This is a genomic window from Mangrovihabitans endophyticus, from assembly GCF_014646155.1.
Taxonomy (GTDB): domain Bacteria; phylum Actinomycetota; class Actinomycetes; order Mycobacteriales; family Micromonosporaceae; genus Actinoplanes; species Actinoplanes endophyticus.
The window spans coordinates 50,677-74,236 of sequence record NZ_BMMX01000028.1 but is presented as its reverse complement, the minus strand read 5'-3'; the positions used below and the strand labels follow the sequence as shown (position 1 = coordinate 74,236).

The window sequence follows — 23,560 nt, the reverse complement described above, 5'->3', positions numbered from 1 at the left end:
GTCCCGGCCCGGCCCCGCCCGTCCCGCCCCCGTCCCGCCCCCCCCGGGCCCCGCCCCGCCCTCGTCCCGGCCCGCCCCCGCCCCCGCCCCGCCCCGCCCCGTCGATCTTGGACTTGTTGGCCGGACAAACCGTCTATATAGGCACAGGGTGGACACAGTAACTCCAAGATCGACGCCACGGCCCGTGCCTGCCCCGTCGATCTTGACGTTTCGGGGTCCGAAAAGTTCGCTATAGGCGGCTATGGTGGGCCACGAAGTCCAAGATCGGCGCCGGGTGTGGGGTGGGGGGCGCCCGGCGCCGGGTGTGGGGCGCCGGGCGTGCGGTGCCGGGTGTGGGGCGCCGGGCGTGCGGTGCCGGGCGTGCGGTGCCGGGCGTGGGACGTGGGGTGGGCGGTGTGGGCGGGGTGGGTTTTCCGTCGTGTTTCCGGTGCTTGACGCGCGGATGACGACGCACCATGCTGGGAGCGCTCCCAGAATGTGATGACGATCGATGTGAGGCCGTCATGAGGAAAGCGCTTACCGGCCCGCTCGGGCCCGCCGCGAGGTCCGCTGCCAGGGCTGCCCTCGGTGCCACCGCCGTTGCTGCCGCCTGCGGTGCCGCCGTCCTGGTCGCCGTCGATGCGCACGCCGCCGCCGGATGCCGCGTCACCTATGCCGTGACCAACGAGTGGCCCGGCGGCTTCGGCGCCTCGGTGGACGTCACCAATCTCGGCGACCCGCTGAACGGCTGGAGCCTGACCTGGACGTTCCCGTCCGGCCAGACGATCACCCAACTGTGGAACGGGGTGGCCAGCCAGTCCGGCGCACAGGTCACGGTGCGCGACGCGGGTTACAACGCCGCGCTCGGCACCGGCGCCACCACCAGCTTCGGGTTCAACGGCGCGACAAGCGGCGCCAACACCGACCCGACGTCGTTCGCGCTCAACGGCGTCGGCTGCACCGGTGCGACCACGCCCACCACCGCACCGACCACGCCGCCCACCACCGGGCCGACGTCACCACCGACCACCACTCCACCGACCACCAGCCCGCCGACGAGCGGCACCGGCCGGCAGATGGAACGGTTGGACCGCGGCCTGATCAGCGTGCGCTCCGGCAGCGGCAACCTGGTGAGCTGGCGCTGGCTGGCCGGCGACCCGGACAGCGTGGCGTTCAATGTCTACCGCGGCGGCACCCGGATCAATGCTTCGCCGATCACCGGGTCGACCAATTATCTGGACTCCGGCGCGGCGGCGAGCGCCTCCTACACCGTACGGGCGGTGGTGAACGGTGCCGAGCAGGCGGCCTCCGCGGCCTCCCTGACGTTCGCCAACGGCTACCTCGACGTGCCGATCCAGAACCCGAACAGCTCCGCGTACGCGGCGAACGACGCCAGCATCGGCGACCTGGACGGCGACGGCCAGTTGGAGATCGTGCTGAAGTGGGACCCGCTGAACTCCAAGGACAACTCTCAGTCCGGCGTCACCGACCCGGTCTACGTCGACGCGTACGAGCTGAGCGGCGCCCGGCTGTGGCGGATCAACCTGGGCCGCAACATCCGCGCCGGGGCGCACTACACGCAGTTCCAGGTGTACGACTACAACGGTGACGGCCGCGCCGAGGTGGCCATGAAGACGGCGGACGCGACGGTCTCCGGCACCGGTCAGGTGATCGGCAACGGCAGCGCCGACTACCGCAACTCCAGCGGTTACGTGCTGAGCGGCCCGGAATACCTGACCATGTTCGACGGGCGCACCGGCGCCGCACTGTCCACCGTGGACTATGTGCCGCCGCGTGGTGACGTGTCGAGCTGGGGCGACTCGTACGGCAACCGGGTGGACCGTTTCCTGGCCGGCACGGCGTACCTGGACGGCCGTCACCCCAGCCTGATCATGGCGCGCGGCTATTACACCCGTACCGTCATCGTGGCCTGGGACTTCACCGGCGGGGCGCTGACCCGGCGCTGGACGTTCGACAGCAACAGCTCGACCAATTCGGGGACCGCCGGGCAGGGCAACCACCAGCTCGCGATCGCCGACCTGGACGGCGACGGCCGGGACGAGGTCGAGTACGGGTCGCTGGCGGTGGACGACAACGGCGCCAAGCTGTGGAACAACGGCAACGGCCACGGCGACGCGCTGCACGTGGGTGACCTGGATCCGTCCCGCCCCGGTCTGGAGATCTTCAAGGTGGACGAGGACGGCAGCAAGCCGTCGTCCTGGTTCGCCGACGCCCGTACCGGCCAGGTGATCTGGTCCACCGCGCCGAACGGCGACAACGGGCGCGGGGTCTCCGGCGACGTCTGGGCCGGCAGCGCGGGCGCCGAGTCGTGGTCGTCATCGGAGAGCGGGCTGCGCAGCCCGTCCGGCGCGGTGGTGTCGTCGCGCAAGCCGTCGTCGACGAACTTCCTGGCCTGGTGGGACGCCGACCCGGTGCGCGAGTTGCTGGACGGCACGCACATCGACAAGTACGGCACGTCGTCCGACACCCGGCTGCTGACCGGGTCGAACGTGCACTCCAACAACGGCACCAAGGCGACCCCGTCACTGTCCGGCGACCTGTTCGGCGACTGGCGCGAGGAGGTGATCTGGCCGACCACCGACAACACGGCGCTGCGCATCTACGCCACGCCGATCGCGACCGACCGGCGGATCACCACCCTGTTGCAGGACAGCCAGTACCGCACCGCGCTGGCCTGGCAGAACACCGCCTATAACCAGCCGCCGCACCCGAGTTTCTTCCTCGGCGCGAACATGGCAACCCCGCCCCGGCCGGACATCACCCAGCCGTAGGGCTAACCGGCAGCTCCGTGAGGGTTTCCGCGGGCAGGCCCCGGATCGAGGCGTCCAGCACCTGCGCGGTGTGCGCGCAGGCGAGGGGGACGCCCCGGCGGCGGGCCGCCGCGGCGACCTGCATCAGGCAGCCGGGGTTCGCCGTCACCAGCAGGTCCGCGCCGGTGGCCAGGACCCCGGCGGCCTTGCGGTCGCCCAGCTCGGCGGCGGGTTCCGGATGCAGCAGATTCCACACCCCGGCCGAGCCGCAGCAGATCTCCGGGTCGGCGATCTCACGCAGCTCCAGGCCGGGGATGCCGGCCAGCAGGGCGCGCGGCTGCGCCCGGACACCCTGGGCGTGCGCGAGATGGCAGGCGTCGTGGTAGGCCATGCTGACCGGCAGCGGATGCCGGGGCGCGACCGGGCCCAGCTCGGCCAGCAGCTCGGACAGGTCGCGCACCTTGCCCGCCAGGGCCGCGGCGCGTTGCGCGTACGCCGGATCGCCGGCCAGCAACTCGCCGTACTCCTTGAGCGTCGATCCGCACCCCGCGGCGTTGATCACGATCGCGTCCACGTCCAGCGGCTGGAACGCGTCGATGATCGCCCGCGCGAAGCGGCGCGCCTCGTCGCGGCGTCCGTTGTGCGTGCTGAGCGCGCCGCAGCAGCCCTGCGCGGGCGGGATGATCACGTCGCAGCCCTCGGCCGCCAGCACTCGTACGGTGGCCGCGTTGACCTGCGGAAAGAAGGCCGACTGCACGCAGCCGGTGATCATCGCGACCACCGCGCGCCGGCTTCCGCGGGCGGGTACCCGGCGCGGTGGCGGCGGCACCCGGCGCAGCCGCGGGGTGAGGGACTCCAACGTGGCAAGGGTGGGCCCGAGACGCTCCCGCAGCCCGCTGCGCGCCAGCAGGGCGGCTAGCCCGCTCGCCTGGTACGCCCACAGCGGCCCGCGCAGCAACCGCAGCCGCCGCGGGTACGGGAACAGCGCGAAGATGGCCGCGCGCAGCGCCCGCTCACGGGCGCTGCGCGGATGCCGGCGTTCGACCTGTGCCCGGGTGTCCTCGATCAGCGTGTCGTAGCGCACCCCGGACGGGCAGGCGGTCACGCACGCCATGCAGCCCAGGCAGCGATCGAAGTGCTCCACCATGGACGGGCTCAACGGTTCCCCGCCGGCACCCTGGTCCATCAGGTGGATCCGGCCGCGCGGCGAGTCGGCCTCGGCGCCCCACAGCACGTACGTGGGACAGGTGGTGAGGCAGAAGCCGCAGTGCACGCAGTCGGCGAGCAGGTCGGCGCGCGGCGGACGGTCGGCGTCGAACGCGGGGATCTCCATCAGATGCCTCCCACGAACCGGCCCGGCGCGAACCGGCGGTCCGGATCGAAGCGGTCCTTCACCCGGCGCATCAACGCCAGGCCGGGCACCGGACCCCACATGTCGGCCAGGTCGCGCACCGGCGGCGGCGCGGTCAGCACCACCAGGTGTCCGGAGGCGAGCGTCGCGGCGGTGCGCAGCGCGGCCACCGCGTCGGCGGCGGCGCGTGCCGGTTCGCCCGGCAGGCCGCCGAACAGCACCCCGGTGCCGGCCGAGCCGCGGATCCGGACGCCGGCGTCGGCGGCGGCGCGGAGCACGTCGGGTACGGCGGACAACGGCACGCCGATCTTCAGTCCGACGCCGCCGTCCGGCCACGGCAGCACCCCCCACCACGGCGGTGTGCCGCCGGTTCCACCAGCAACGCCCGGCTTGCCGGGTTCGCCGCCGAGCAGGCCGGACAGCGTCGCCGCCCGCGCCCGTACGCCGTCCGGGGTGCCTTCCACCAGCGCCGCGATGGTGATCTCCTGGCCCGGCTCGGCGTCCACCTCCAGCGCGCTCGGCGCCACCTGGGCCGAGCGGACCGCGGCCAGCAGCCGGCCCGCCCGGTCCGGGTCGCCCGCGCGGCAGGTCACCGTGGCGGCGGCCGGAGCCCGCGGGTGCAGCCGGAACACGCATTCGGTGATCAGGCCGAGCGTGCCGTACGAACCGGTGAACAGCTTGCCCAGGTCGTACCCGGCGACGTTCTTCACCACCTTGCCGCCGCTGCGCGCCACCACAGCGTCCGGCCGCACCACGGTGATGCCGATGAGCAGGTCGCGTGCGGTGCCGTAGAGCATCCGGCGCGGTCCGGCGAGGTTCGCCGCGACGGTGCCGCCGACGGTGGCGCCGGGCAGCGGCGCGTCCAGCGCGAGCTGCTGATCGCCCAGCGTCAGCTCGTGCAGCGGGGTGCCGGCGCGGACCACCGCGATCAGGTCGCCCGCGGCGTGCTCCACCACGCCGGTCAGCCGATGCGTGTCGATGATCAGATCGAGGCGGTCCGGCGGGGTGCCCCATTCGATCTTGGTGCCGCCGCCGCGGACCACGACCGCCTGGCCCGCCGATTCCGCGATCAGGGCGGCGGCCTGATCGGTGCTGGCCGGGGCGGCGACCCGGCGGGCCGGCACCCCGCCCACCACGTCGGCGTCGGTGGCCGGCCGGGACAGCTCGTCGATCGCCGTCATCAGAAGATCTCCGCCTGCCCGGCCTCCTGCAACGGATGGGCGCCGGTGCGCCGTCCGGGCACCTCCCCGCACAGCCGCGGGGTGGGAAACACCTTGCCCGGATTGGACAACCCGTCCGGGTCGAACGCGCACCGCACGAGCTGCATGGTGTCCAGGTCGTCGGCGGTGAACTGGCGTGGCATGTAACGGGCCTTGTCCACACCCACGCCGTGCTCACCGGTGATCGACCCGCCGTACTCGATGCACAGGTCGATGATCTCGCCGGACACCTGCTCGGCTCGTTCCGCCTCGCCCGCTACCGCGTCGTCGAACAACACCAGCGGGTGCAGATTGCCGTCGCCGGCATGGAACACGTTCGCCACCCGCACGCCGCGGGCCGCGGACGCCTCGCCGATGCGATGCAGCACCTCGGGCAACGACGTCCGCGGGATGACGCCGTCCTGCACGATGTAGTCCGGGCTGATCCGGCCCACCGCGGCGAACGCCGACTTGCGGCCCTTCCAGACCAGGGCGCGTTCCGCGGCGTCGGCCGCGTCGCGGACCTCGAACGCGCCCGCGCGCTCGCACAGTCGGCGCGCCTGCTCGGTCTGCGCGTCCACCTCGGCCGCCGGCCCGTCCAGCTCCACGATCAGCACCGCGCCCGCGCCCGCCGGGTAGCCGCAGCGCACCGCCGCCTCCGCCGCCTCGATGGCCAGCGCGTCCATCATCTCCACCGCCGCCGGGATCACCCCCTCGGCGATGATCGCGCTGGTCGCGGCGCCGGCCTGGTCGGTCGTGGCGAACGCCGCCAGCAGCGTGCGCACCGTCTCGGGCTGCCGGGTAAGGCGTACCGTCACCTCGGTGGCCACGCCGAGCGTGCCCTCCGAACCGACGAACGCGCCGAGCAGGTCGTACCCGGGAGCGTCCGGCGCGCGCCCGCCGAGCCGCACCAGCTCGCCGTCCGGCGTCACCACCTGCACCCCCGTCACGTGGTTGACGGTGAAGCCGTACTTGAGGCAGTGCGCCCCGCCCGAGTTCTCCGCGACGTTGCCGCCGATCGAGCAGATCTGCTGGCTGGACGGGTCGGGCGCATAATAGTGGCCGCCCGCGGCGGCGGCCCGGCTCACCTGCAGGTTGATCACCCCGGGCTGCACCACGGCCCGCTCGTCGGCGGCGCTGACCTCGATGATGTCGCGCATCTGCGCGGTGACCACGAGCACCCCGTCGGCGTGTGGCAGCGCCCCGCCGGACAGCCCGGTCCCCGAACCGCGGGCGACGAACGGCACGCCGGCCTGCGCACAGGCGCCGACGACGGCGGCGCACTCGGCGGCATCGTGCGGGAACACCACCAGAGCGGGGACGACCTTGTAGTGGGCGAGGCCGTCACACTCGTACGTGCGCAACTCCTGCCGGTCGCTGATCACCCGGCCGGGACCCAGGATGGCGCGCATCCGGTTCGCGAGCACCTCGATCATCCGGGCCCCTCGATCATCGCCGACCTCCCGCCGTCACCGGCACGGTGACCCCCAGTCAATCTCCCGGCAGCGCAGAGTTCAAGAGACGCCCGCCCGCAGCGGCTCGCGAGTGGCGCACCGTCCGTGGCGTCCCGTCGTGCCGCCCTACTCGTGGCGTCCCGTCGTGCCGCCCTGCTCGTGGCGTCCCGTTCGTGCCGTCCCGTTCGCGGCGTCCCGTTCGTGCCGTCCCGTTCGCGGCGTCCCGCTCGTGCCGTCCCGTTCGCGGCGTCCCGCTCGTGCCGCCCCGCCGATCTTGAACTTTGGGTGCCGGATTAGCGCTGTCATAACCGACTTGTCTGACCCAGAAGTCCAAGATCGGCGGGGTCGGGCGGGCCACCCGCGTCGATCATGGAGTTCGCGGTCGGACAAGTCCGAATCGCCTCTACGAAGCGGGCCCCCAAGGTCCAAGATCGGCGGGGCTGGGCTGGGCGTGCGGGGCGTGCGGGGCGGGCCGGGGCGGCGGTGGGCGTGGGGGGCTCGACGGGGGTTCGGCTCTGCGGGTGGTGGGGGCGTCGCGGCTGGGAGTGGGAGTGGCCGGCGTCGGGTGTCGGGCCGGCGTGTGGGCTCCGGTGCGTAGGCGCTTGGCGTACGGCGGGTGAACGACGTGGTAAATCGACGCCCATCGACCGGGGCGGGGTGCGTCGTGCGTCGCCGGAATGCGTACGATCGTCGCCGCCACCAGCCTTGATCCACCCTCCGTACCCCTGGGGGCGACGTTGAGCTTGCACGACCTGCACGCCTCGGGCGGCGAGGAAGCCCTCGCCGCCGGCCCGCCGCGTCCCGCGGTGATCCGACCGCGGCGCTCGCCGGAAAGCGACGCCGTCCCGGCGACCCGCGACGCCGGCTTGGCAACGGATCGCGCCGTCCCGGAGATGCGCTACGCCCGGCAGAGTACGCGGCCTGCCGACCCGGGGTGGCGTCCGTTGCGCATCGCGATGATCGGGCAGAAGGGCGTGCCGGCCACCTATGGTGGCATCGAGCGGCACGTGGAGGAGTTGAGCAGCCGGCTCGTCGCGCTCGGCCACGAGGTCACCGTCTACTGTCGACGGAGCTACGAGGATCGTCCGCCGCTGCAGCATCGTGGCGTGCGCCTGCGCCCGGTGCCCACGGTCGCCAGCAAGCATCTGGACGCCATCGTGCACGCCGCCACCTCCACCGTGGCCGCGCTGCGTGACCGCCCGGACATCGTGCACTATCACGGGCTGGGTCCGGGCCTGGTCGCGCCGCTGCCGCGATATCTGTCCGGCGTCCGGGTGGTGCAGACCGCGCACGGCCTGGACCAGCAACGGGCGAAGTGGAGCCGGGTGGCGCGGGCCGCGCTGGACGCCGCGCACTGGATGAGCGGGCACGTGCCGCACGCCCGGGTCGCGGTGTCACGCACCCTGGAGGCGCACTACCGGCAGCGCTTCCCCGGCGAGGTGCGTTACATCCCCAACGGTGTCGGCGAACCGCGTCGCGTGCCCGCCGCCGCCATCACCGACCGCTTCGCCCTGCTGCCCGGCGGATATGTGCTGCTGGTCGGCCGCCTGGTCCCAGAGAAGGCGGCCGAGATGTTGATCCGCGCGTTCCGCCGGGTGCGCACCGATCTGCGGCTCGCGGTGGTGGGCGGGTCGGCCTTCACCGACGGGTACGTGCGACACCTGCACGCCGTGGCCGCCGCCGACCCGCGGGTGGTGTTCACCGGTTTCGCGTACGAGGATCTGCTGGCCGAGCTGTACACGAACGCGGCCGTGTTCGTGCAGCCGTCGAGGCTGGAGGGTCTGCCGCTCACCCTGCTGGAGGCCGGCGCGTACGGGCTGCCGCTGGTGGCCAGCGACATCGCCCCGCACCGGGAGCTGCTGGGCGTGGACGGTCCGGGCCACCGCCTGTTCCGCGACGGCGACGAGGACGACCTGGTCCGCGCCCTGAGCCAGGCGCTGGACGGCGATGCGGCCGAGCGGCACGGCGCGCTTGAGCACGGCGCGCACCTGCGCGCCGCGTACACCTGGGACGGTGCCGCCCGGGAGGTCGAGCGGCTCTATCTGAGCTTGGTAGGCTCCCGGTCTCGCCGGGGGAGGCCTGGATGACCGCAGCGCGCTGGACGCCGGTGCTGACCGGTGCCGCCGCGGTGTTCACCGTCGCCGTCGCCGCCTGGATCACGGTGTGCCTGCAGTCCGGGCGCATGCTGGCCGCCGCGGTGCCGGTGGCCGCCCTGATCGGCGTCGCGGTGCTGCTGCTGGCGCTGACCCGTTTTGCCGCGTACGTGCTGGTGCTGCTTGCGGTGCGTCCGATGGTCGATCTGGTGAAGCTGAGCGGGCCCGCCGCGGGCCGCGCGGACGCCGGCGGGGTGAGCCGGGCGTTCGACCCGTCCACTTTGCTGGCGGTGCTGTTCCTGCTGGCCGCCGGGTTGTGGCTGGCCGCCCGTGCCCGCCGGGGCGGTGGGCTGCGGGTGTCGCCGCTGGGCGTGAGCCTGCTGCTGGTGGGCGCCACCGCGGTGGTCAGTGCGCTGGGCGCGGAACGGCTGGGCGTGAGCATGCTGGAGGCGCTGCGCATCCTCACCGTCGTGGTGATGTTCCTGGTGCTGGAGCAGTTGGTCGCCGAGCGTGGCATGGCCCGGCGCGTGCTGGTCGCCTGCTTCGTCGCCCTCGCCCTGGTCCTGGCGTACACCGCGGTGATGTCGGCGCTGGGCCACCCGCCGGCCGAGGTGAAGGGCAGCTTCACCCGGATCAGTGGTCCGTTCGCCCAGTCCACCACGCTCGGCCGGTTCCTGATGTTCCTGCTGATCTTCGGGGCCGCCGTGCACCGGCACGTCGCCGGCCGGGCGCGCCCGCTGCTCGGCGTGCTGCTGGCGGTCGCCGCAGTGGTGCTGCTGCTGACCAACACCCGCGGCGCCATCCTCGCCGCGGCGCTGGGCCTGCTGGTGGTCGCGGCGGTGCGACGCAGCGCGCGGCTGCTGCTGGCGGTCGGCCTGGCCGGGGTGCTGGCGCTGGCCGCGCTGCCCGCGGTCGGCGCCCGCTTCGCCCAGCTCGGCGAGGCCCGCGCGCCGGGCGGCGCGCCGACCGGCAACACCTGGGACTGGCGGCTGGACTACTGGGGTCAGATCGTGTCGCTGGCCGGCCGCAACCCGGTCACCGGCATCGGCCCGAACATGACCCAGTCGCAGACCGCGGAGGCCAAGAAGCCGCACAACGACATCCTTCGCGCGTACGTGGAAACCGGCGTGCTGGGCCTGGCGGCGTACCTGGCGATGCTGGTCCTGATGCTGCGCGCGGCGGCGAGCGCGGTGCGCCGCGCCCCGCCGGACAGCGCGCGGCGCGGCGCGGCCATCGGCTTCCTCGGCTGCGCGGTGGCGTTCGTGGCGGTCAGCGCCGTGTCCAACGTGCTGTCCAACGTGGCGACCCTGTGGTACCTGATGGCGTTCGCGGCGGTCGCCCTGGCTGCCGGCGCCTCGGCCACCGGCGCGCCGGCCACCGGCGCGTCGGCTTCCCGGCGGCAGGCGGCGGCACCGGTGGCCGCTCGGCTGCCGTGAACCCGCTCGGATGTGGTGGAGAGATGGAGACTGTGGACTATCTGCGCATGGCCCGGCAGCGGTGGTGGATCCTGCTCGGGCTGCCGGTGCTGGCCGCCGCGGTGGCGGTGGCAGTGGTCGCTCTGACGCCCGCGCGCTACCAGGTCACCGCCTACGTGGCGGCGCCCGCCCTGGTCGGCGGGGTGGCCGCGCAGCAGTACACCGGCGGGCAGGCGGCGAACCAGTTCGTCGCGGCGTTCGCCGCCGCCACCACCTCGCCGAAGGTGCTGGATCAGGTCGCCGGTGACACCGGCGTGCCGGCCGACACGGTGCGCGACGGCGTGGCCGTGGAGCAGGTGGGCGCCAGCAGCCAGCTCACCCTGACGTACGCGGGCACCGACCGAGCCCGTGTCGCGCCGGTCGCCGAGTCGATGATCCGCCGCGCGCTGACGTTCCTGTTCGCCTCTCAGGTGGACGTGGCGACCGAGCAGGTGACCGCCGCGGAGGGGGACGTGCAGGCGGCCACCAAGAAGATCACCGACTGGGAGTCGGCGAACGACGTCTCCCAGCCGGACAAGCTCTACCAGGCCACCCTCAGCGAGCAGAGCAACCTGCGCCAGCAGGAGCTGAGCATGGCCGCGGTGGGTAACACCCGCGGTGCCGAGGCCGCCGCGAAGGTGCTGGAGGAGGGGCGTAAGCAACTGGCGGCGCTGGGCCCGAAGCTGCCCGGCTACCAGGCGCTCATCGCGCAGCGGGACGCGGCGACCGGCGCGCTGGCCGACGCCCGGCAGCACCTGCAGGCGGCCCGCGCGCAGGCCCAGGCCGCCAACCCGGCGCAGGTGAGCAGCGTGGGCGAGGTGGCCGGGGTGTCCCGGCTGCGTGCGATCGCGGTGACCGCGTTGCCCGCGGCGGGTGCCGGGTTGCTGGTCGCGGTGCTGCTGGTGGCCCTGCTGGAGGTGCTCGCGCGGCGGAATTCGCAGCCGGCGCCGTGACCTCGGCCACCGCCTCGATCCGCGGCGTCGCCCGCGGCGGCGGGCTCAACCTGGCCGGGGCGGTCCTCGGGCAGGCCGCGGTGTTCGGCGTGCTGCTGCTGCTCGCCCGGTGGCTGGACGTGCGCCAGGTCGGCCGGTACGCCCAGGCGTACGCGACGCTGTCACTGCTCGGCCTGCTCGCGCTGTCCGGCTTCCGGGCCGGGCTGACCCGGTTCGTGGCGGTGCACCTGGCCGACGGCGACGCCGCCGCGGTGCGCGGGACGGTGCGGCTGGGGCTGGCCATCTCGGCGGGCGCGGCGGCGGTGCTGGGTGCGGGGCTCGCGGTGGCCGCGCCGTGGCTGGCCGTCCGGCTGCACGACCCCGGCCTGGCCACCGGCCTGCGGCTGATGGCGCTCACCCTGCCCGCGGCCACCATGTGCGAGGCGGCGCTCGCCGCCACCCGCGGGTGGCGCAGCCAGCGGGCGTTCACCCTGATCGGCCAGGTGTATGAGCCGGCCTGCCGGCTGGCGCTGACCGCCCTGCTGCTGGCCGTCGGCGCCGGACTGACCGGGGCGTTCTGGGCGGTCGCCGGGGCCGGCTGGTCGGCCGCCGCGCTGGCGCTGCTCGCCCTGCGCGCCCGGATGCGCACCCTGACCCGCACTCCCGGCATGGTCGCCCCGGCGTACCGGCCGCGGGAGCTGTTCTCGTTCTCCACCGTGAGCTGGCTGTCGTCGCTGTCCGCGACCGGGCTGATCTGGCTCGACACGCTGCTACTGGGATTCTTCGGCAGCCCGGACATCGGCGTCTACAACGTGGCCACCCGGCTGGTCACCCTGGCCGTGTTCGTGCTGGCCCCGATGAACGCCGCGTTCGGTCCGCACCTGGCACACCTGCACCACCGCGCCGACGTCGACGGGGTGCGCCGGGTCTACGGCGCGGTCACCGGGTGGATCGTGCGGCTGTCGCTGCCCGCGTTCGCCGCGCTGCTGACCTTCCCCGGCGAGCTGCTGGCGCTGTTCGGCGACGAGTTCACCACCGGCGCCGCGGTCACCGTGGTGCTCGCGGCGGGACAGTTGGTGAACGCGGCCACCGGGCCGTGCGGCACGGTGCTCAACATGAGCGGGCGGGTGGCCGTGAACATGGGGGACAACGTCGCCGCGCTGCTGCTCAACGTGCTGCTCAACCTGGTGCTCATCCCGGCGTACGGGATCGTCGGTGCGGCGGTGGCCTGGGCGGTGTCGCTGGCCGCGGTGAACACCGCCCGGGTGCTCCAGGTGCGCCGGCTGACCGGCGCGCTGCCGTTCACCCGCGGCCTGGGCAAGGGCCTGGTCGCGGGCGCCGCCGCGCTGCTGGCCGCTCTGGCGGCGCGGGCCGTGCTGCCGGGCGGCGCCGGCACGCTGGTGATCGGGCTGGTCGTGATCGGCGTGGTCTACCTGGCCGTGGTGGCCGCGCTGGGCCTCAGCGGCGAGGACCGGATGGTGCTGCGGTCGCTGCTGCGGCGGTCCGGCGGCGGCCGTGCCCCGGCGGGCGACGGCGGGGCCAGCGACGGCGGGGCGAACGACGGCGGGGCGAACGACGGCGGGGCGAACGACGGTGGGGCGGACAAGGGCGGGGTGCCCGATGCGGCGTGAGCGTGCCCGACCAGCCGGCCACCGGGAGGCCGCCCGCCGGGACGCCGCACGCCGGGACGCCGCACGCGGGGCGGTGCGCACCGGCCGGGCCTGGGCGCGGGCCGCCCTGCCCGGTCCGCTCGGCGCCCTGCCCGAGTTCCTGATCATCGGCGCGCAGCGGTGCGGCACCACCTCGCTGTACCACTACCTGTCCGCCCACCCGGACGTGCGCGCGGCCACCGGCAAGGAACTGCAGTACTTCAGCCTGCACCACCGGCGCGGGCTGCGCTGGTACCGGGCCCATTTCCCGGTACGCCCGCCGCACGTACGCGCCTTCGAGGCCAGCCCGTACTACCTGTTCGACCCGGACGTGCCCGCCCGCGCCGCGGCGGCGCTGCCGCAGGCCCGGTTCGTGGCGCTGGTGCGCGACCCGGTGGAACGGGCCTACTCGCACTACCTGCACGCGCGGGCCCGCGGCTTCGAACCGCTGTCGTTCGCCGACGCCCTGGACGCCGAACCGGACCGGATGCGCCGGGGGCTGCGACGCGAGTTCTCCTATGTGGCCCGGGGCCGGTACGCCGAGCAACTGCGCCGATGGCACGCGCACGTGGGCGCCGAGCGGGTGCTGGTGGTGCGCACGCAGGAGCTGACCGCGGACTACGGCCGGATCCTGGACTTCCTGGGCCTGCGCCGGCACACGCCGGACGACTTCGCACGGCACACCCGGCGCCGGGAGGTGGACGGGCCGTCGCAGCTCACCCCGGCCCTGCGGGAACGCCTGGCGGCGGAGTTCGCGGCCGATCAGGCGGAGCTGGCCGGGCTGATCGGCGGGTGACGGGGGCGACTCAAGACGGGGCGGGCCGGCTCAGAACAGGGTCGCCTGCCCGTCGGCCGGGGCGGTGTCCACCGGTTCCGGTTCGCTCAGCGGTGCCAGCTCCGGCACCCGGGCGCGCACCTCGTCGTGGAACCGCCGGGCCAGCATCGGCGCGTCGGCGTTGTCCGGGGTGTGCACGAAGACGGTTGGGCAGCGGCCCTCCCGCAGCCACCCGGCGACCACACCCACCCATCCCTGCCAGCCCTGCGCCGTCCGATCCGGATCGTCCCGGCCCAGATAGCGGACGATCGGCCGGTCGGTGAGCGCGCGGGTGCGCAACGGCAGGCGCGGTTTCTTGGTCCACGCCTCGCGTTCGGCGTCGCTGGTCGGCGGGGTAGCGAAGAATCCGGTCGTGTCGAACGGCACCCACTCCGCCCCGGCCACGCTCAGCACGTCTTCGAGCCGCCCGGCTTCGCGCGGCTCGTCGAAGAACGCGCGGTGCCGCACCTCCACGGCGTACCGGTGGGCGGACGGCAGCCGCCGCAGGAACCGGTCCAGGGTGTCCACGTCGCCCGGCCCGAACGAGCCGGGTAGCTGGATCCACAGCGCGTGGGCCCGCGGGCCGAGGGGTTCCACCGCGTGCAGGAACGCGCGCAGCTCGGCGTCGGCGCCGGTGAGCCGGCGGTCGTGGGTGAGCACGCGGGGCAGCTTCAGCACGAACCGGAAGCCGGCGCTGGTCTGCTGCGCCCAGGACACCACGGTGTCCCGGGCGGGCGTCGCATAGAAGGTGGTGTTGCCCTCCACCGCGTCGCAATACCGCGCGTACGCCCGGAGCCGCTCGTGGGTGCCCAGGCCGGACGGCAGGAGCCGCCCCGGCCACGCCTTATGGGTCCACATCGCGCATCCCACGTGCAGGTTCATTGCTGGGAGGTTAGCGTAGCCGGTTCCGCGCGCAGCCGGGCCATCTTGAGCGCCAGGTGCAGGCAGAGCCGTTCCCCGCCGTCCTTCAGGTCGGTGCCGGCCAGGTGCTCGATGCGCTGCAGCCGGTAGTACAGCGTGGTCCGGTGCAGCCGCAGCCGCTGGGCCGTGGCGTGCGCGTTGCCGGCCAGGTCGAGGTAGGTCTCCAGGGTGGCGGCCAGCACCCCGCCGGCGTCACCGGCCAGCAGCGCGGCCAGGCCCGGATGCACCGCCGACACCTCCGGCTCCACCATGCTGAGCAGCCGATAGACACCCAGCTCGGGCCACGCCACCACGGCGCCCAGGCCGGGGATCCGCTCCCCCACCCGGGCCGCCCGCACCGCCTCCGCGTACGACACCGCCGCATCCGCCGTCCGCGGATAGGTCCGGCCCATGCCGACCACCACCGCGGCCTCGCCGCCCGGCCGGTCCGCCGGGGGTGTGCCCGGGGCGGCGGTCAGCGCCGCGGCCAGGTCGTCGGCGACCGGGCGCGGTTCGGCGCCGCACACCAGCAGCATGCCGTGGTCGCGGCGGATCAGATGCAGGGTGGACCGGGTGCCGTGCCGACGGCGCGTGCGCACCAGCACCTGTTCGGTCTGGTCGGCGCGGCCCGGCGCGCAGGGCACCACCAGCGCGGTGACCGGCCCGTCCGCGATCAGCGAGTCGGCCCGCAGGTCGGCGGCGGCCTTCACGCGTACCCGCGGATCGTCGGACAGCAGCGACCGGGCGCCTTCCGCGGCCCGCAGCGATGCCAGGTCCCGCAGCCGGTCCGCGCGGTCCAGCAGCCGCGAGACCTCCACCGTCGCGGCCGCGGCGGCGCCGATTTGCGCCTCCGACAGTGAATGGTCCGCGTCGATGAACCACAGATAGCCCAGCAGCATGTCGTGGTGCCGGATCGGCACGCAGACGCGCGGGAGCAGGTCCAGCTCCGGCGCCGCCGGGGTGCGCATCGGCGTCCGGGTCAGGTGCACTCCCGCGGCGCGCAGCCAGGCGATCACCTCGGGGGTGGCGCGCCGGCTCAGGATGCACGAGCGGCGTACGGTGTCCATCGGCTCGGCCTGCGCGCTGTACGCCAGCACGCGCTGATGACGGTCCTCAAGGAGCGCCGGCCGCCCGATCCGGCCGGCCACGGTGTCCACGATGGCTTGCAGGTCCCCGTCCATGGCAATGATGGTCATCGATCGGCCGGTGTCGGTTCAAGGGCTGGCGTCCGTCAGGTGTCGCAAGCCACCCGGGTGCGCGACCGACATCTGTCCGTATCCCGGTCGGCGCGACGCGCCTACGTTGCCGGAGTATGCAGCTCAAGTACGCCCTCGCGGCACTGCTCGCGGTCACCGCCACCGCAGCCGTACCGGCCGGAACGGCCCACGCGGCCGACCCGGCCACCGGGCCGTTCGCGGTCGTCGACCCGCAGAACTGGGCCAACCCCGACAGCATGACGTGGAACGACTTCGTCGCGGTACCCGGCGCCGACTGGTCCGACCCGTCGGTGCGCGGATCGGTCCGCGACTTCGACATCGCCCTGGTCACCGTGGACTACCCGGACGAGCCCTTCGTGGTGACCCGGCGGGCCGGCACCACCCTCTTCGGCAACCCGCAGCCGTCGGTGTCCGGCCTGACCCGGGCGCAGGTTCCGGGGTACTACCGCGACCTGCTGAACACCCCCAACGCCCTCAACCACGGCCACACCCTGCACGAATACTGGATGCAGGACTCCGGCGGACGGTACGGCGTGGATCTCACCGCGTTCGGCGCCTACCAACTGCCCGCCAAATCCTACGAGTACGGCATCACCAACGACATGAACCCCGGCATGTGCCCCACCGGTGACACCTGCAACCGCAACATCCGCACCGACGCGCTCGGCGCCTGGCGCGCCGACGTGGGCGATGCCGTGGCCGACGCGTACGACCTGGTCTTCATCCTCTCCGCCGGGCAGGACGAATCGTCCACCTGGCAGGAGTTCGGGGAGATGAAGTTCGGCAGCAAGGACGCGGTCACCGAGCCGTTCGGGCCGCCCGACGACAGCCGGCCCAACTACGCCACCACCCGGTACGTCGACTGGACGTCCTGGGCGTCGGCCGCCACCATCTGGCCGAACGCCGGCGGCGGCTCGTCCACCCAGGCGGAAAGCTCCGGCCAGGGCACGTACGCGCACGAGCTGAGCCACCTGCTCAGCATCGGCGACAACTACAACAACCCGTACGGCTCACCGCTGCGCCGCTCGTACACCGGGCCGTGGAGCATGATGTCCCGCGGCTCCTTCAACGGGCCCGGCGGCCCGCACACCCGCTGGCAGATCCCCGCCGTGCAGGGCGGATCCATGGGATCCCTGCACACCCTGCGGGACAAGGCCAAAATCGGGCTGGTGGACGAGCGCAACGTGCTCCGGCTGTCCCGTCAGGCGCTGTCATCCAGCGGCCTGATCGTCGCGACCGTCACCGCCCGCGAGGTCGACGCCGGCGCCCGCGGCCTGACCGGGCTCAACGTGGCGATGGACGCCGACCGGGAACCGTCCTGCGACACCTCCGCCGAACCGCTGTGCGACGGCGGCGGCTTCGACAACTACACCGTCGAGGTGATCGACCGGATGGGCGCCGACTCGTTCACCCCGGACGCCGGTGTCATGCTCAGCAAGACCAAGGACGCCGACCGGGCGCCGTTCGTGTGGACCATCGACGCGAATCCGCAGGACATCAACATGATCGACTTCTATCGGCCGGACGGCACGCCACAAAAGATCACCATGGGCGACTACCGGCAACTGTCCGACGCGCTGTTCCACGCCGGAACCCGCTCCGGCAGCGAATACGAGTACGTCGACGAGGCGAACCGGCTGCACTTCTACGCGCTCGGCGTGCGCCGCGACCGGACCGGCGTGCTTACCTACACCGTCGCGGTACGGTCGCTGGACGGTTCCGGTGGCCCGAGCACCCACGGCGTGACCCTCGGCAAGGGCACGGTCACCTCCGGGGGCAAGCCCACCCACCGAGGCGTACGGTGCACGTTCGACCTGACCAACACGGGCGCCTACTCGGCGGGCGGTCAACAGCACCCGGAGGACGTGACGGCGTACACAACCTCGGACGTCTACCGGCTGTCCGCGGACGTGGCGGGCCGGGGCTGGCGGGTGGCCCTGCCGAACGCGCTGGCGACGGCGAAGTTCGGCGCGCGCACCACGGTGGACGTGGCGGTGGCGGCGAGCACGGACGCGGCGGACACCGGTTTCGTGAAGCTGACGGCGACCTCGGAGTCGGACCCGTCGGCGACCGCGACGAGGCAGTGCCGGGTGGACAAGTCGTAGCGGAGCGGCCGGGCATCCGTCCGGGTGCCCGGCCGCCATCGTGGGCCCGGCCGTGTTGCCGTTGCCGGCCGCGTCGTGTTGGCCGGTTGTCCTCGGGTGTTCGGCTGGCGTCGTGTCGGCCGGCCGTGTTGCCGTTGCTGGCCGTCGTCGAGGGCTGCTTCCTTCGGCTCAGCCGTAGCTCAGGACCGACACGACGTCCCGAACACAGCCCTCCGCGACGGCTGAGCGGTGCGCGACAGCCGTGGTGTGCGGCTGGGTCTGTGCGCGACAGCCGTGGTGTGCGGCTGGGTCTGTGCGCGACAGGCGTGGTGTGCGGCTGGGTCTGTGCGGGACGGCCGTGGTGTGCGCCGGATCGTCCTGAGGCTGCCATGTCCTGGGCCGGCCGTGTCGAAGCTCGCCTCGCGCATGTCGCCGCATGCGTGCCGGAATTCGACGCATATGCGCTTCCGGCTCACCGGGGCGCTGGTCCTTACCCTTGCCGGTCGGATTGAGGTCCCGATGGGCACGTTACCAAGATCCAAAGGGCCATTCTTGTCGTACGTATGTGCGAATGTATCCGTGTGCGAGACGAGTGGGAGCAGTTGGTGGCCGCGGCGGCGGGGTGCGCGCACGCGTCGGTCTGGCCGTTGTCCGACGGTGAGGTGGTCGAGGCTTTGCAGGCCGTGCAGGGTGCTGCTCAAGCGGTGCACGCGGCCTTGTTGCATCTGGTGCGGGAGGTTGACGCGCGCAATGTGGCGTCGGCGCAGCAGGCCAGCTCAACGGTTTCCTGGCTGAGCCGGCGCTTGCGGGTGAGCGGCGGGCGCGCGCGTCGCCTGGTGGAGCAGGCGCGGACGGTGGAGGCCCGGCCGGTGCTCGATGCGGCGCTGGTGGCCGGTCGGGTGGGTGAGGATCAGGTCACGGTGGTCGGCTCGTGCGTGCATGACCTGGTCGCGCACGCCGACGTGCCGGCCACGCTGGTGGATCAGGCAGAGCGGGTGCTCGTGGGGTGGGCGCCGGAGCTGGATCCCGGGCAGTTGCAGCGGGCTGCCGGGCGGGTGCTGGAGCATGTGGCGCCGGAAGTGGCCGAGCGCGTCGAGCGGGAGGCGTTGCGGCGGGCGGATCGCCGGGCCGAGCGGGACCGGTTCCTGACGCTCAGTCCGGCCGGGGACGGGCGGGTACGGCTGCGGGGCGTGCTGGGTGTGACCGAGGCGGCGACGGTCTCGGCGGCGTTGGAGCCGTTGTGCAGCCCGCGAACCACCCGAGCCCGCACACGTGGCGGCGGCGGCTCGCCGGGTGGCGGCTCGCCGGGCAGCAGCTCGCAGGGCGGCAGCTCGCCGGGTGCTGGTCCGGGCGGCGGCTCGCAGGGCGGCGAGTGCGGTTCTCGTGGGGGCGGTCCGGGTGGGGAGGGCGGCCCGAACGGCATCGCTGGCAGCCGCGGCGACCATGGTCCGGATGTCGGCCATGGCGCAGGCGGCGACCACGGTACGGATGTTGGCCATGAGACAGGCGGCGGCCATGGCACAGGCGTCGGCGCCGGCTCGGTCGGGGAGCACCCGGCAGATGCGCGTACGCCCGGACAGCGTCGTGCCGACGCGTTGGTCGACGTGTGCCGGCTCGCGTTGCGGGCGGCCGAGTTGCCCGCCGATGGTGGGGACCGGCCACAGCTTGCCGTGACGGTGCCGTTCGACGTGCTCGCACAGAAGCTCGGCGTCGGCACATTGGACGGTGGGGAGCGGGTGGACGGCGACACGGTGCGGCAGTTGGCCTGCGATGCCCGGTTGGTGCCGGTGGTGCTCGACGGCGACGGACAGGTACTGGACGTGGGGCGTGCGCGCCGACTGGCAACGGGCGCATTGCGTCGGGCGTTGGTGGTGCGCGATCAGGGGTGCACCTTCCCGGGATGTGACCGGCCGCCGAGGTGGTGCGACGGCCACCACATCGTCCACTGGGCCGACGGCGGATCGACCAGCCTGGGGAATCTGGCATTGCTGTGCGGCTATCATCATCGGCTGGTGCACCGCGAGGCGTGGCAGGTGAGCCTCGCACCCGACGGACATCCGCAGTACCGTCCGCCGCCACATCTGGGCAGCCACCCGGACCGGCAGCCCGTCCGCCGCAATCACTACCCGTTGCGCAGGTGATCTAGGGCGCGCGTGGCCCGGGGTGCAGTCGCCTCGCGCCGCGCGTGGTTTCGCTGCGTGCCTCGGCTCACTGTGCGTGCGGTCCGCCGTGGATCTGGCTTGTTGTGCGCGTCTGGCTGCCTGGGCTCCTGTGCGCGTCTGGCTTGTTGTGCGCGTCTGGCTGCCTGGCTGCCTGGGCTCCTGCGCCCGTCTGGCTTGTTGTGCGCGTGGCTCGCTGCGCGTGCGGTCGTCGTTGCGGTGGCCGTCTCGGTGTCCCGGTCGGCCGCTACGGCAATCCGGTCGTCGGCCGCTGCGGCAATCTGGTCGGCCGCTACGGCAATCCGGTTGACCGCCTCGGCATTCTGATCGTGTGCGGACCTTCGAGGAACTCGTCGACGAGGCCGCCGCCGTCGACGTGTCCGGTTGGGACTTCGGGTGGCTCGATGGCCGGGCCACCGAGGAGCGGCCGCCATGGGGGTATGCGCGCCTGGCTGCCGCCCGGTACGCGTCCGCGTCGGCGGCGCTCGACCTCGACACCGGCGGCGGGGAGATTGTGGCGCAGGCACCAGTCCTGCCGCCCACCATGGTGGTGACCGAAGGCTGGGCGCCTAACGCGGAGCGCGCACGACGGCTGCTCACACCGCGCGGCGTGCGGGTGCTCGACGCTGCGCCCGGATGTCCGCTGCCGGTGCCGGATGCGGCGTTCGACCTGGTCACGAGCCGGCACCCGGTGGCGCCGGACTGGCCGGAGATCGCCCGGGTGCTCGCGGACGACGGCACATATCTGGCGCAGCATGTGGGACCGGCGTCAGCGTTCGAGCTGATCGAGTGGTTCCGCGGGCCGCTACCGCGTACGAGCCGTGGCTCCGTGCCGGAGCAAGACCGGCGGCAAGAGCAGGAGCAGGACCGGCGGCAAGAGCAGGAGCAGGACCGGCGGCAAGAGCAGGAGCAGGACCGGCGGCAAGAGCAGGAGCAGGCGCGGGGGCAGGATCGGGCACGGGAGCAGGCGCGGGACGAGGATCGGGCGCGAGCGCGAGCGCGGGCGCGGGAGCAGGCGCGGGCACGGGAGCAGGCGCGGGCACGGGGGCAGGGGCAGGCGCGGGGGCAGGGGGAGGCGCGGGCACGGGGGCAGGGGCAGGCGCGGGGGCAGGGGGAGGCGCGGGCGCGGGCACGGGGGCAGGGGCAGGCGCGGGAGCAGGAGGGGGCGCGAGTCGGTCGCCGGGCCGGTACGTCGGATCGGGATCGGGCTGGTAGCTCGGGTCGGGAGCGAGACCCGGCCGGCCGTTCGGTCGGGAACCCGGACCGTGATCCGGACCGCGACCCGGACCGCGACCCGGACCGCGATTCGGACCGCGACCCGGACCGCGAGGCCGCCGCGGCCACCTTGGCCGGGCTGCGCGTTGTCGACCTGCGCACCGCCCGCTGCCGGATGGAGATCTTCGACGTCGGTGCGGTGGTCTATCTGCTGCGCAAGTGCGTGTGGTGGGTGCCGGACTTCACCGTTGCGCGGTACCGCGATGCGCTGCGCCGGATGGACGCTCACCTACGAGGGCATGGGGTGTTCGTGGCGCATTCGACCCGCACCCTGATCGAGGCACGGCGCCGTCCACGCGCCGGCACGGCGCCGTCCACGCGCCCGCGCGGCACCGTCCACGCGCCGGGACGGCGTCCGTCTGCCACGATGAGCGCCATGACCGGGGTGCGAGCGCCATGACCGAGGTGCGGGTGCGGGCCATGACGCCGCCCGAGTTCGCGACGTGGCGCCGGGCGGTGGACGAAAGCTACGCGCTGGCGCAGGTCGAGGCGGGGGTCTGGGCGGCGGACGAGGCGGTCGAGCTGGCCCGTACCGGGAACGACGCCCTGATGCCGGACGGCCAGGATACCGACGGCATGCTGTTCCTGACCGGCACGCGTCCGGACGGCACGCCGGTGGGAGTGGCCTGGCTGGGGCTGACGCACCCGCGTGGCGCGCCCGGGTGCGCGTTCCTGTACGACTTCGAGATCTTCGAGGCGCACCGGGGCGTGGGGTACGGCCGGGCGTTGCTGGCGCTGGCGGAGCGGACGGCACGCGACCGCGGCGCGACCGGGCTGGAGCTCAACGTCTTCGGCGACAACGAACCGGCGATCCGGCTGTACGAGACGGCCGGCTACACGGTGGTGACCCAGCAGATGCGCAAGCCGCTGAGCTGAGCGTGGTAGCGCCGGCGACCACCCGCCGAGGGCCGGACAGGCCGTACACTCGCGCGCATGATCGCGCATCCGGGGCTCACGTTCGTCGATCACACCGTCACCGTGCCGCTCGATCACGCTCGGCCGGGTGGCGACACCATCGAGGTGTTCGCCCGTGAAGTGGTGGCCGCCGACCGGGGCCGTGACGAGCTGCCCTGGCTGCTGTTCCTGCAGGGCGGGCCGGGCGGGAAGGCGCCGCGGCCGCTGCGCGCCGAATCGTGGCTGGGCCACGCCACCCGCACCCACCGGGTGCTGCTGCTCGACCAGCGCGGCACCGGGCGCAGCACGCCGATCACCGCCCGGACGGTGCGCGGCATGCCGGGCGAGCGGCTGGCCGCGTACCTCAAGCATTTTCGCGCGGACAGCATCGTGGCGGACGCGGAGGTGTTGCGCGCACGGCTGGCAGGCGGCGCGGCCTGGGACACGCTGGGGCAGAGCTACGGCGGGTTCGTCACCCTGGCGTACCTGTCGGCGGCCCCGCAGGGCCTGCGGACCTGCTATGTCACCGGCGGGTTGCCGAGCCTGACCGCGACCGCGGACGACGTGTACGCGCGGACGTACCCGCGGGTGGCGGCGAAGAACGCGGAGTTCTACCGGTCGTTCCCGGCCGACGTGGCGGCGGTGCGGCGGATCGCGGACCGGCTGGCCGCCGACGACGTGCGCCTGCCGGACGGCGACCGGCTCAGCGTGGGCCGGTTCCGGCTGCTGGGCAACGCGTTCGGGATGAGTGACGGGTACGCCCGGCTGCACTGGCTGCTGGACGAAGTCTGGCACGGCGACGAGCTGTCCGACACCTTCCGGTACGCGGTGATGGAAGCGACCGGCTTCGTCGACACGCCGCTGTTCGCGTTGCAGGAGTACACGTACGGGCAGGGCGCCGTGCCGACCGGATGGGCGGCGTCGCGGGCCATCGGCGAGCATCCGCGGTTCGCGGCGGACGCCGACCCACTGCTGTTCACCGGCGAGATGATGTACCCGTGGATGTTCGCCGAGATCGCCGCGTTGCGCCCGTTCGCGCACGCGGCCGACCTGCTGGCGAACGCCGCCGACTGGCCGCTGCTGTACGACCGGGAGCGGCTGGCGTCCAACGAGGTGCCGGTGCTGGCGGCGGTCTACGCCGAGGACATGTACGTGGACGCGGACCTGTCGCTGGAGACGGCGGCGGCGGTGGGTAACGTGCGCACCTGGGTGACCAACGAACACCAGCACGACGGTCTGCGCACGGCGGGCGCGCAGGTGCTGGGCCACCTGATGGACATGGCCGCGGGCCGCCGCTGAGGAGCAGGCCGGGCTCCGCGCGGAGCGGGTCAGCGG

General features: G+C 73.6%; 15 protein-coding genes and 2 pseudogenes. 12 read left to right on the top strand and 5 right to left on the bottom strand.

Going from position 1 to position 23,560, the window contains the following annotated elements:
* The first annotated feature begins 503 nt into the window (after positions 1 to 503).
* Positions 504 to 2,771: a rhamnogalacturonan lyase family protein gene (locus IEY73_RS24010; RefSeq protein WP_189081565.1), complete on the top strand. Its 2,268-nt coding sequence runs from the start codon at positions 504 to 506 to the stop codon at positions 2,769 to 2,771.
* Here IEY73_RS24010 and IEY73_RS24005 read toward each other — a convergent pair.
* Genes IEY73_RS24005 through IEY73_RS23995 form a run of 3 tightly spaced genes read right to left on the bottom strand, consistent with a single transcriptional unit; the run spans position 2,758 to position 6,736 of the window.
* Positions 2,758 to 4,083, bottom strand: a complete 1,326-nt coding sequence (locus IEY73_RS24005; RefSeq protein ID WP_189081564.1) for a (Fe-S)-binding protein — start codon at positions 4,081 to 4,083, stop codon at positions 2,758 to 2,760. The genes IEY73_RS24010 and IEY73_RS24005 overlap by 14 nt on opposite strands.
* Complete coding sequence (locus IEY73_RS24000; protein ID WP_189081563.1) at positions 4,083 to 5,282, bottom strand: FAD-binding oxidoreductase; 1,200 nt, start codon at positions 5,280 to 5,282, stop codon at positions 4,083 to 4,085. The genes IEY73_RS24005 and IEY73_RS24000 overlap by 1 nt, the downstream gene beginning before the upstream one ends.
* The gene (locus tag IEY73_RS23995; protein WP_189081562.1) at positions 5,282 to 6,736 is read right to left on the bottom strand and encodes an FAD-linked oxidase C-terminal domain-containing protein; all 1,455 of its coding nucleotides are present in this window, start codon (positions 6,734 to 6,736) and stop codon (positions 5,282 to 5,284) included. Before IEY73_RS23995 ends, IEY73_RS24000 begins: the two co-directional genes overlap by 1 nt.
* 695 nt (positions 6,737 to 7,431) lie before the next feature.
* Here IEY73_RS23995 and IEY73_RS23990 point away from each other — a divergent pair.
* The 5 genes from IEY73_RS23990 to IEY73_RS23970 are packed head-to-tail and all read left to right on the top strand — an operon-like array spanning position 7,432 to position 13,678.
* Positions 7,432 to 8,841, top strand: a complete 1,410-nt coding sequence (locus IEY73_RS23990) for a glycosyltransferase family 4 protein (RefSeq protein ID WP_189081561.1) — start codon at positions 7,432 to 7,434, stop codon at positions 8,839 to 8,841.
* Positions 8,838 to 10,283, top strand: coding sequence for an O-antigen ligase family protein (locus IEY73_RS23985; protein ID WP_189081560.1), 1,446 nt, complete (start codon positions 8,838 to 8,840; stop codon positions 10,281 to 10,283). Before IEY73_RS23990 ends, IEY73_RS23985 begins: the two co-directional genes overlap by 4 nt.
* Positions 10,284 to 10,306: 23 nt before the next feature.
* Positions 10,307 to 11,254, top strand: a complete 948-nt coding sequence (locus IEY73_RS23980; RefSeq protein ID WP_189081559.1) for a Wzz/FepE/Etk N-terminal domain-containing protein — start codon at positions 10,307 to 10,309, stop codon at positions 11,252 to 11,254.
* Positions 11,251 to 12,864 (top strand): oligosaccharide flippase family protein, encoded by a 1,614-nt coding sequence (locus IEY73_RS23975; protein WP_189081558.1) that lies wholly within the window; start codon positions 11,251 to 11,253, stop codon positions 12,862 to 12,864. The genes IEY73_RS23980 and IEY73_RS23975 overlap by 4 nt, the downstream gene beginning before the upstream one ends.
* Positions 12,854 to 13,678, top strand: a complete 825-nt coding sequence (locus tag IEY73_RS23970; protein ID WP_189081557.1) for a sulfotransferase family protein — start codon at positions 12,854 to 12,856, stop codon at positions 13,676 to 13,678. The genes IEY73_RS23975 and IEY73_RS23970 overlap by 11 nt, the downstream gene beginning before the upstream one ends.
* 30 nt (positions 13,679 to 13,708) lie before the next feature.
* On the opposite strand, the gene IEY73_RS23965 is transcribed toward IEY73_RS23970, so the two are convergent.
* Together IEY73_RS23965 and IEY73_RS23960 are read right to left on the bottom strand one after the other, a co-directional pair.
* Positions 13,709 to 14,578, bottom strand: coding sequence for a DUF72 domain-containing protein (locus tag IEY73_RS23965; RefSeq protein ID WP_189081556.1), 870 nt, complete (start codon positions 14,576 to 14,578; stop codon positions 13,709 to 13,711).
* Positions 14,575 to 15,792 (bottom strand): PucR family transcriptional regulator, encoded by a 1,218-nt coding sequence (locus IEY73_RS23960; RefSeq protein ID WP_189081555.1) that lies wholly within the window; start codon positions 15,790 to 15,792, stop codon positions 14,575 to 14,577. Before IEY73_RS23960 ends, IEY73_RS23965 begins: the two co-directional genes overlap by 4 nt.
* 116 nt (positions 15,793 to 15,908) lie before the next feature.
* Here IEY73_RS23960 and IEY73_RS23955 point away from each other — a divergent pair, with 116 nt between their 5' ends.
* From IEY73_RS23955 to IEY73_RS23930, 6 genes and pseudogenes are all read left to right on the top strand, one after another.
* Positions 15,909 to 17,918, top strand: a complete 2,010-nt coding sequence (locus IEY73_RS23955) for a M6 family metalloprotease domain-containing protein (protein WP_189081554.1) — start codon at positions 15,909 to 15,911, stop codon at positions 17,916 to 17,918.
* A gap of 560 nt (positions 17,919 to 18,478) precedes the next feature.
* Positions 18,479 to 20,038, top strand: a complete 1,560-nt coding sequence (locus tag IEY73_RS23950) for an HNH endonuclease signature motif containing protein (RefSeq protein ID WP_229716095.1) — start codon at positions 18,479 to 18,481, stop codon at positions 20,036 to 20,038.
* Positions 20,039 to 20,387: 349 nt separating this feature from the next.
* Positions 20,388 to 20,900: pseudogene (locus IEY73_RS34275) on the top strand (class I SAM-dependent methyltransferase); the annotation flags it as partial.
* A gap of 440 nt (positions 20,901 to 21,340) precedes the next feature.
* A pseudogene (locus tag IEY73_RS34535) lies at positions 21,341 to 21,629 on the top strand (SAM-dependent methyltransferase); the annotation flags it as partial.
* Between the two features lie 98 nt (positions 21,630 to 21,727).
* Positions 21,728 to 22,207: a GNAT family N-acetyltransferase gene (locus IEY73_RS23935; protein ID WP_189081552.1), complete on the top strand. Its 480-nt coding sequence runs from the start codon at positions 21,728 to 21,730 to the stop codon at positions 22,205 to 22,207.
* 57 nt (positions 22,208 to 22,264) lie between these two features.
* Complete coding sequence (locus tag IEY73_RS23930; RefSeq protein WP_189081551.1) at positions 22,265 to 23,524, top strand: alpha/beta fold hydrolase; 1,260 nt, start codon at positions 22,265 to 22,267, stop codon at positions 23,522 to 23,524.
* Positions 23,525 to 23,560: the final 36 nt, after the last annotated feature.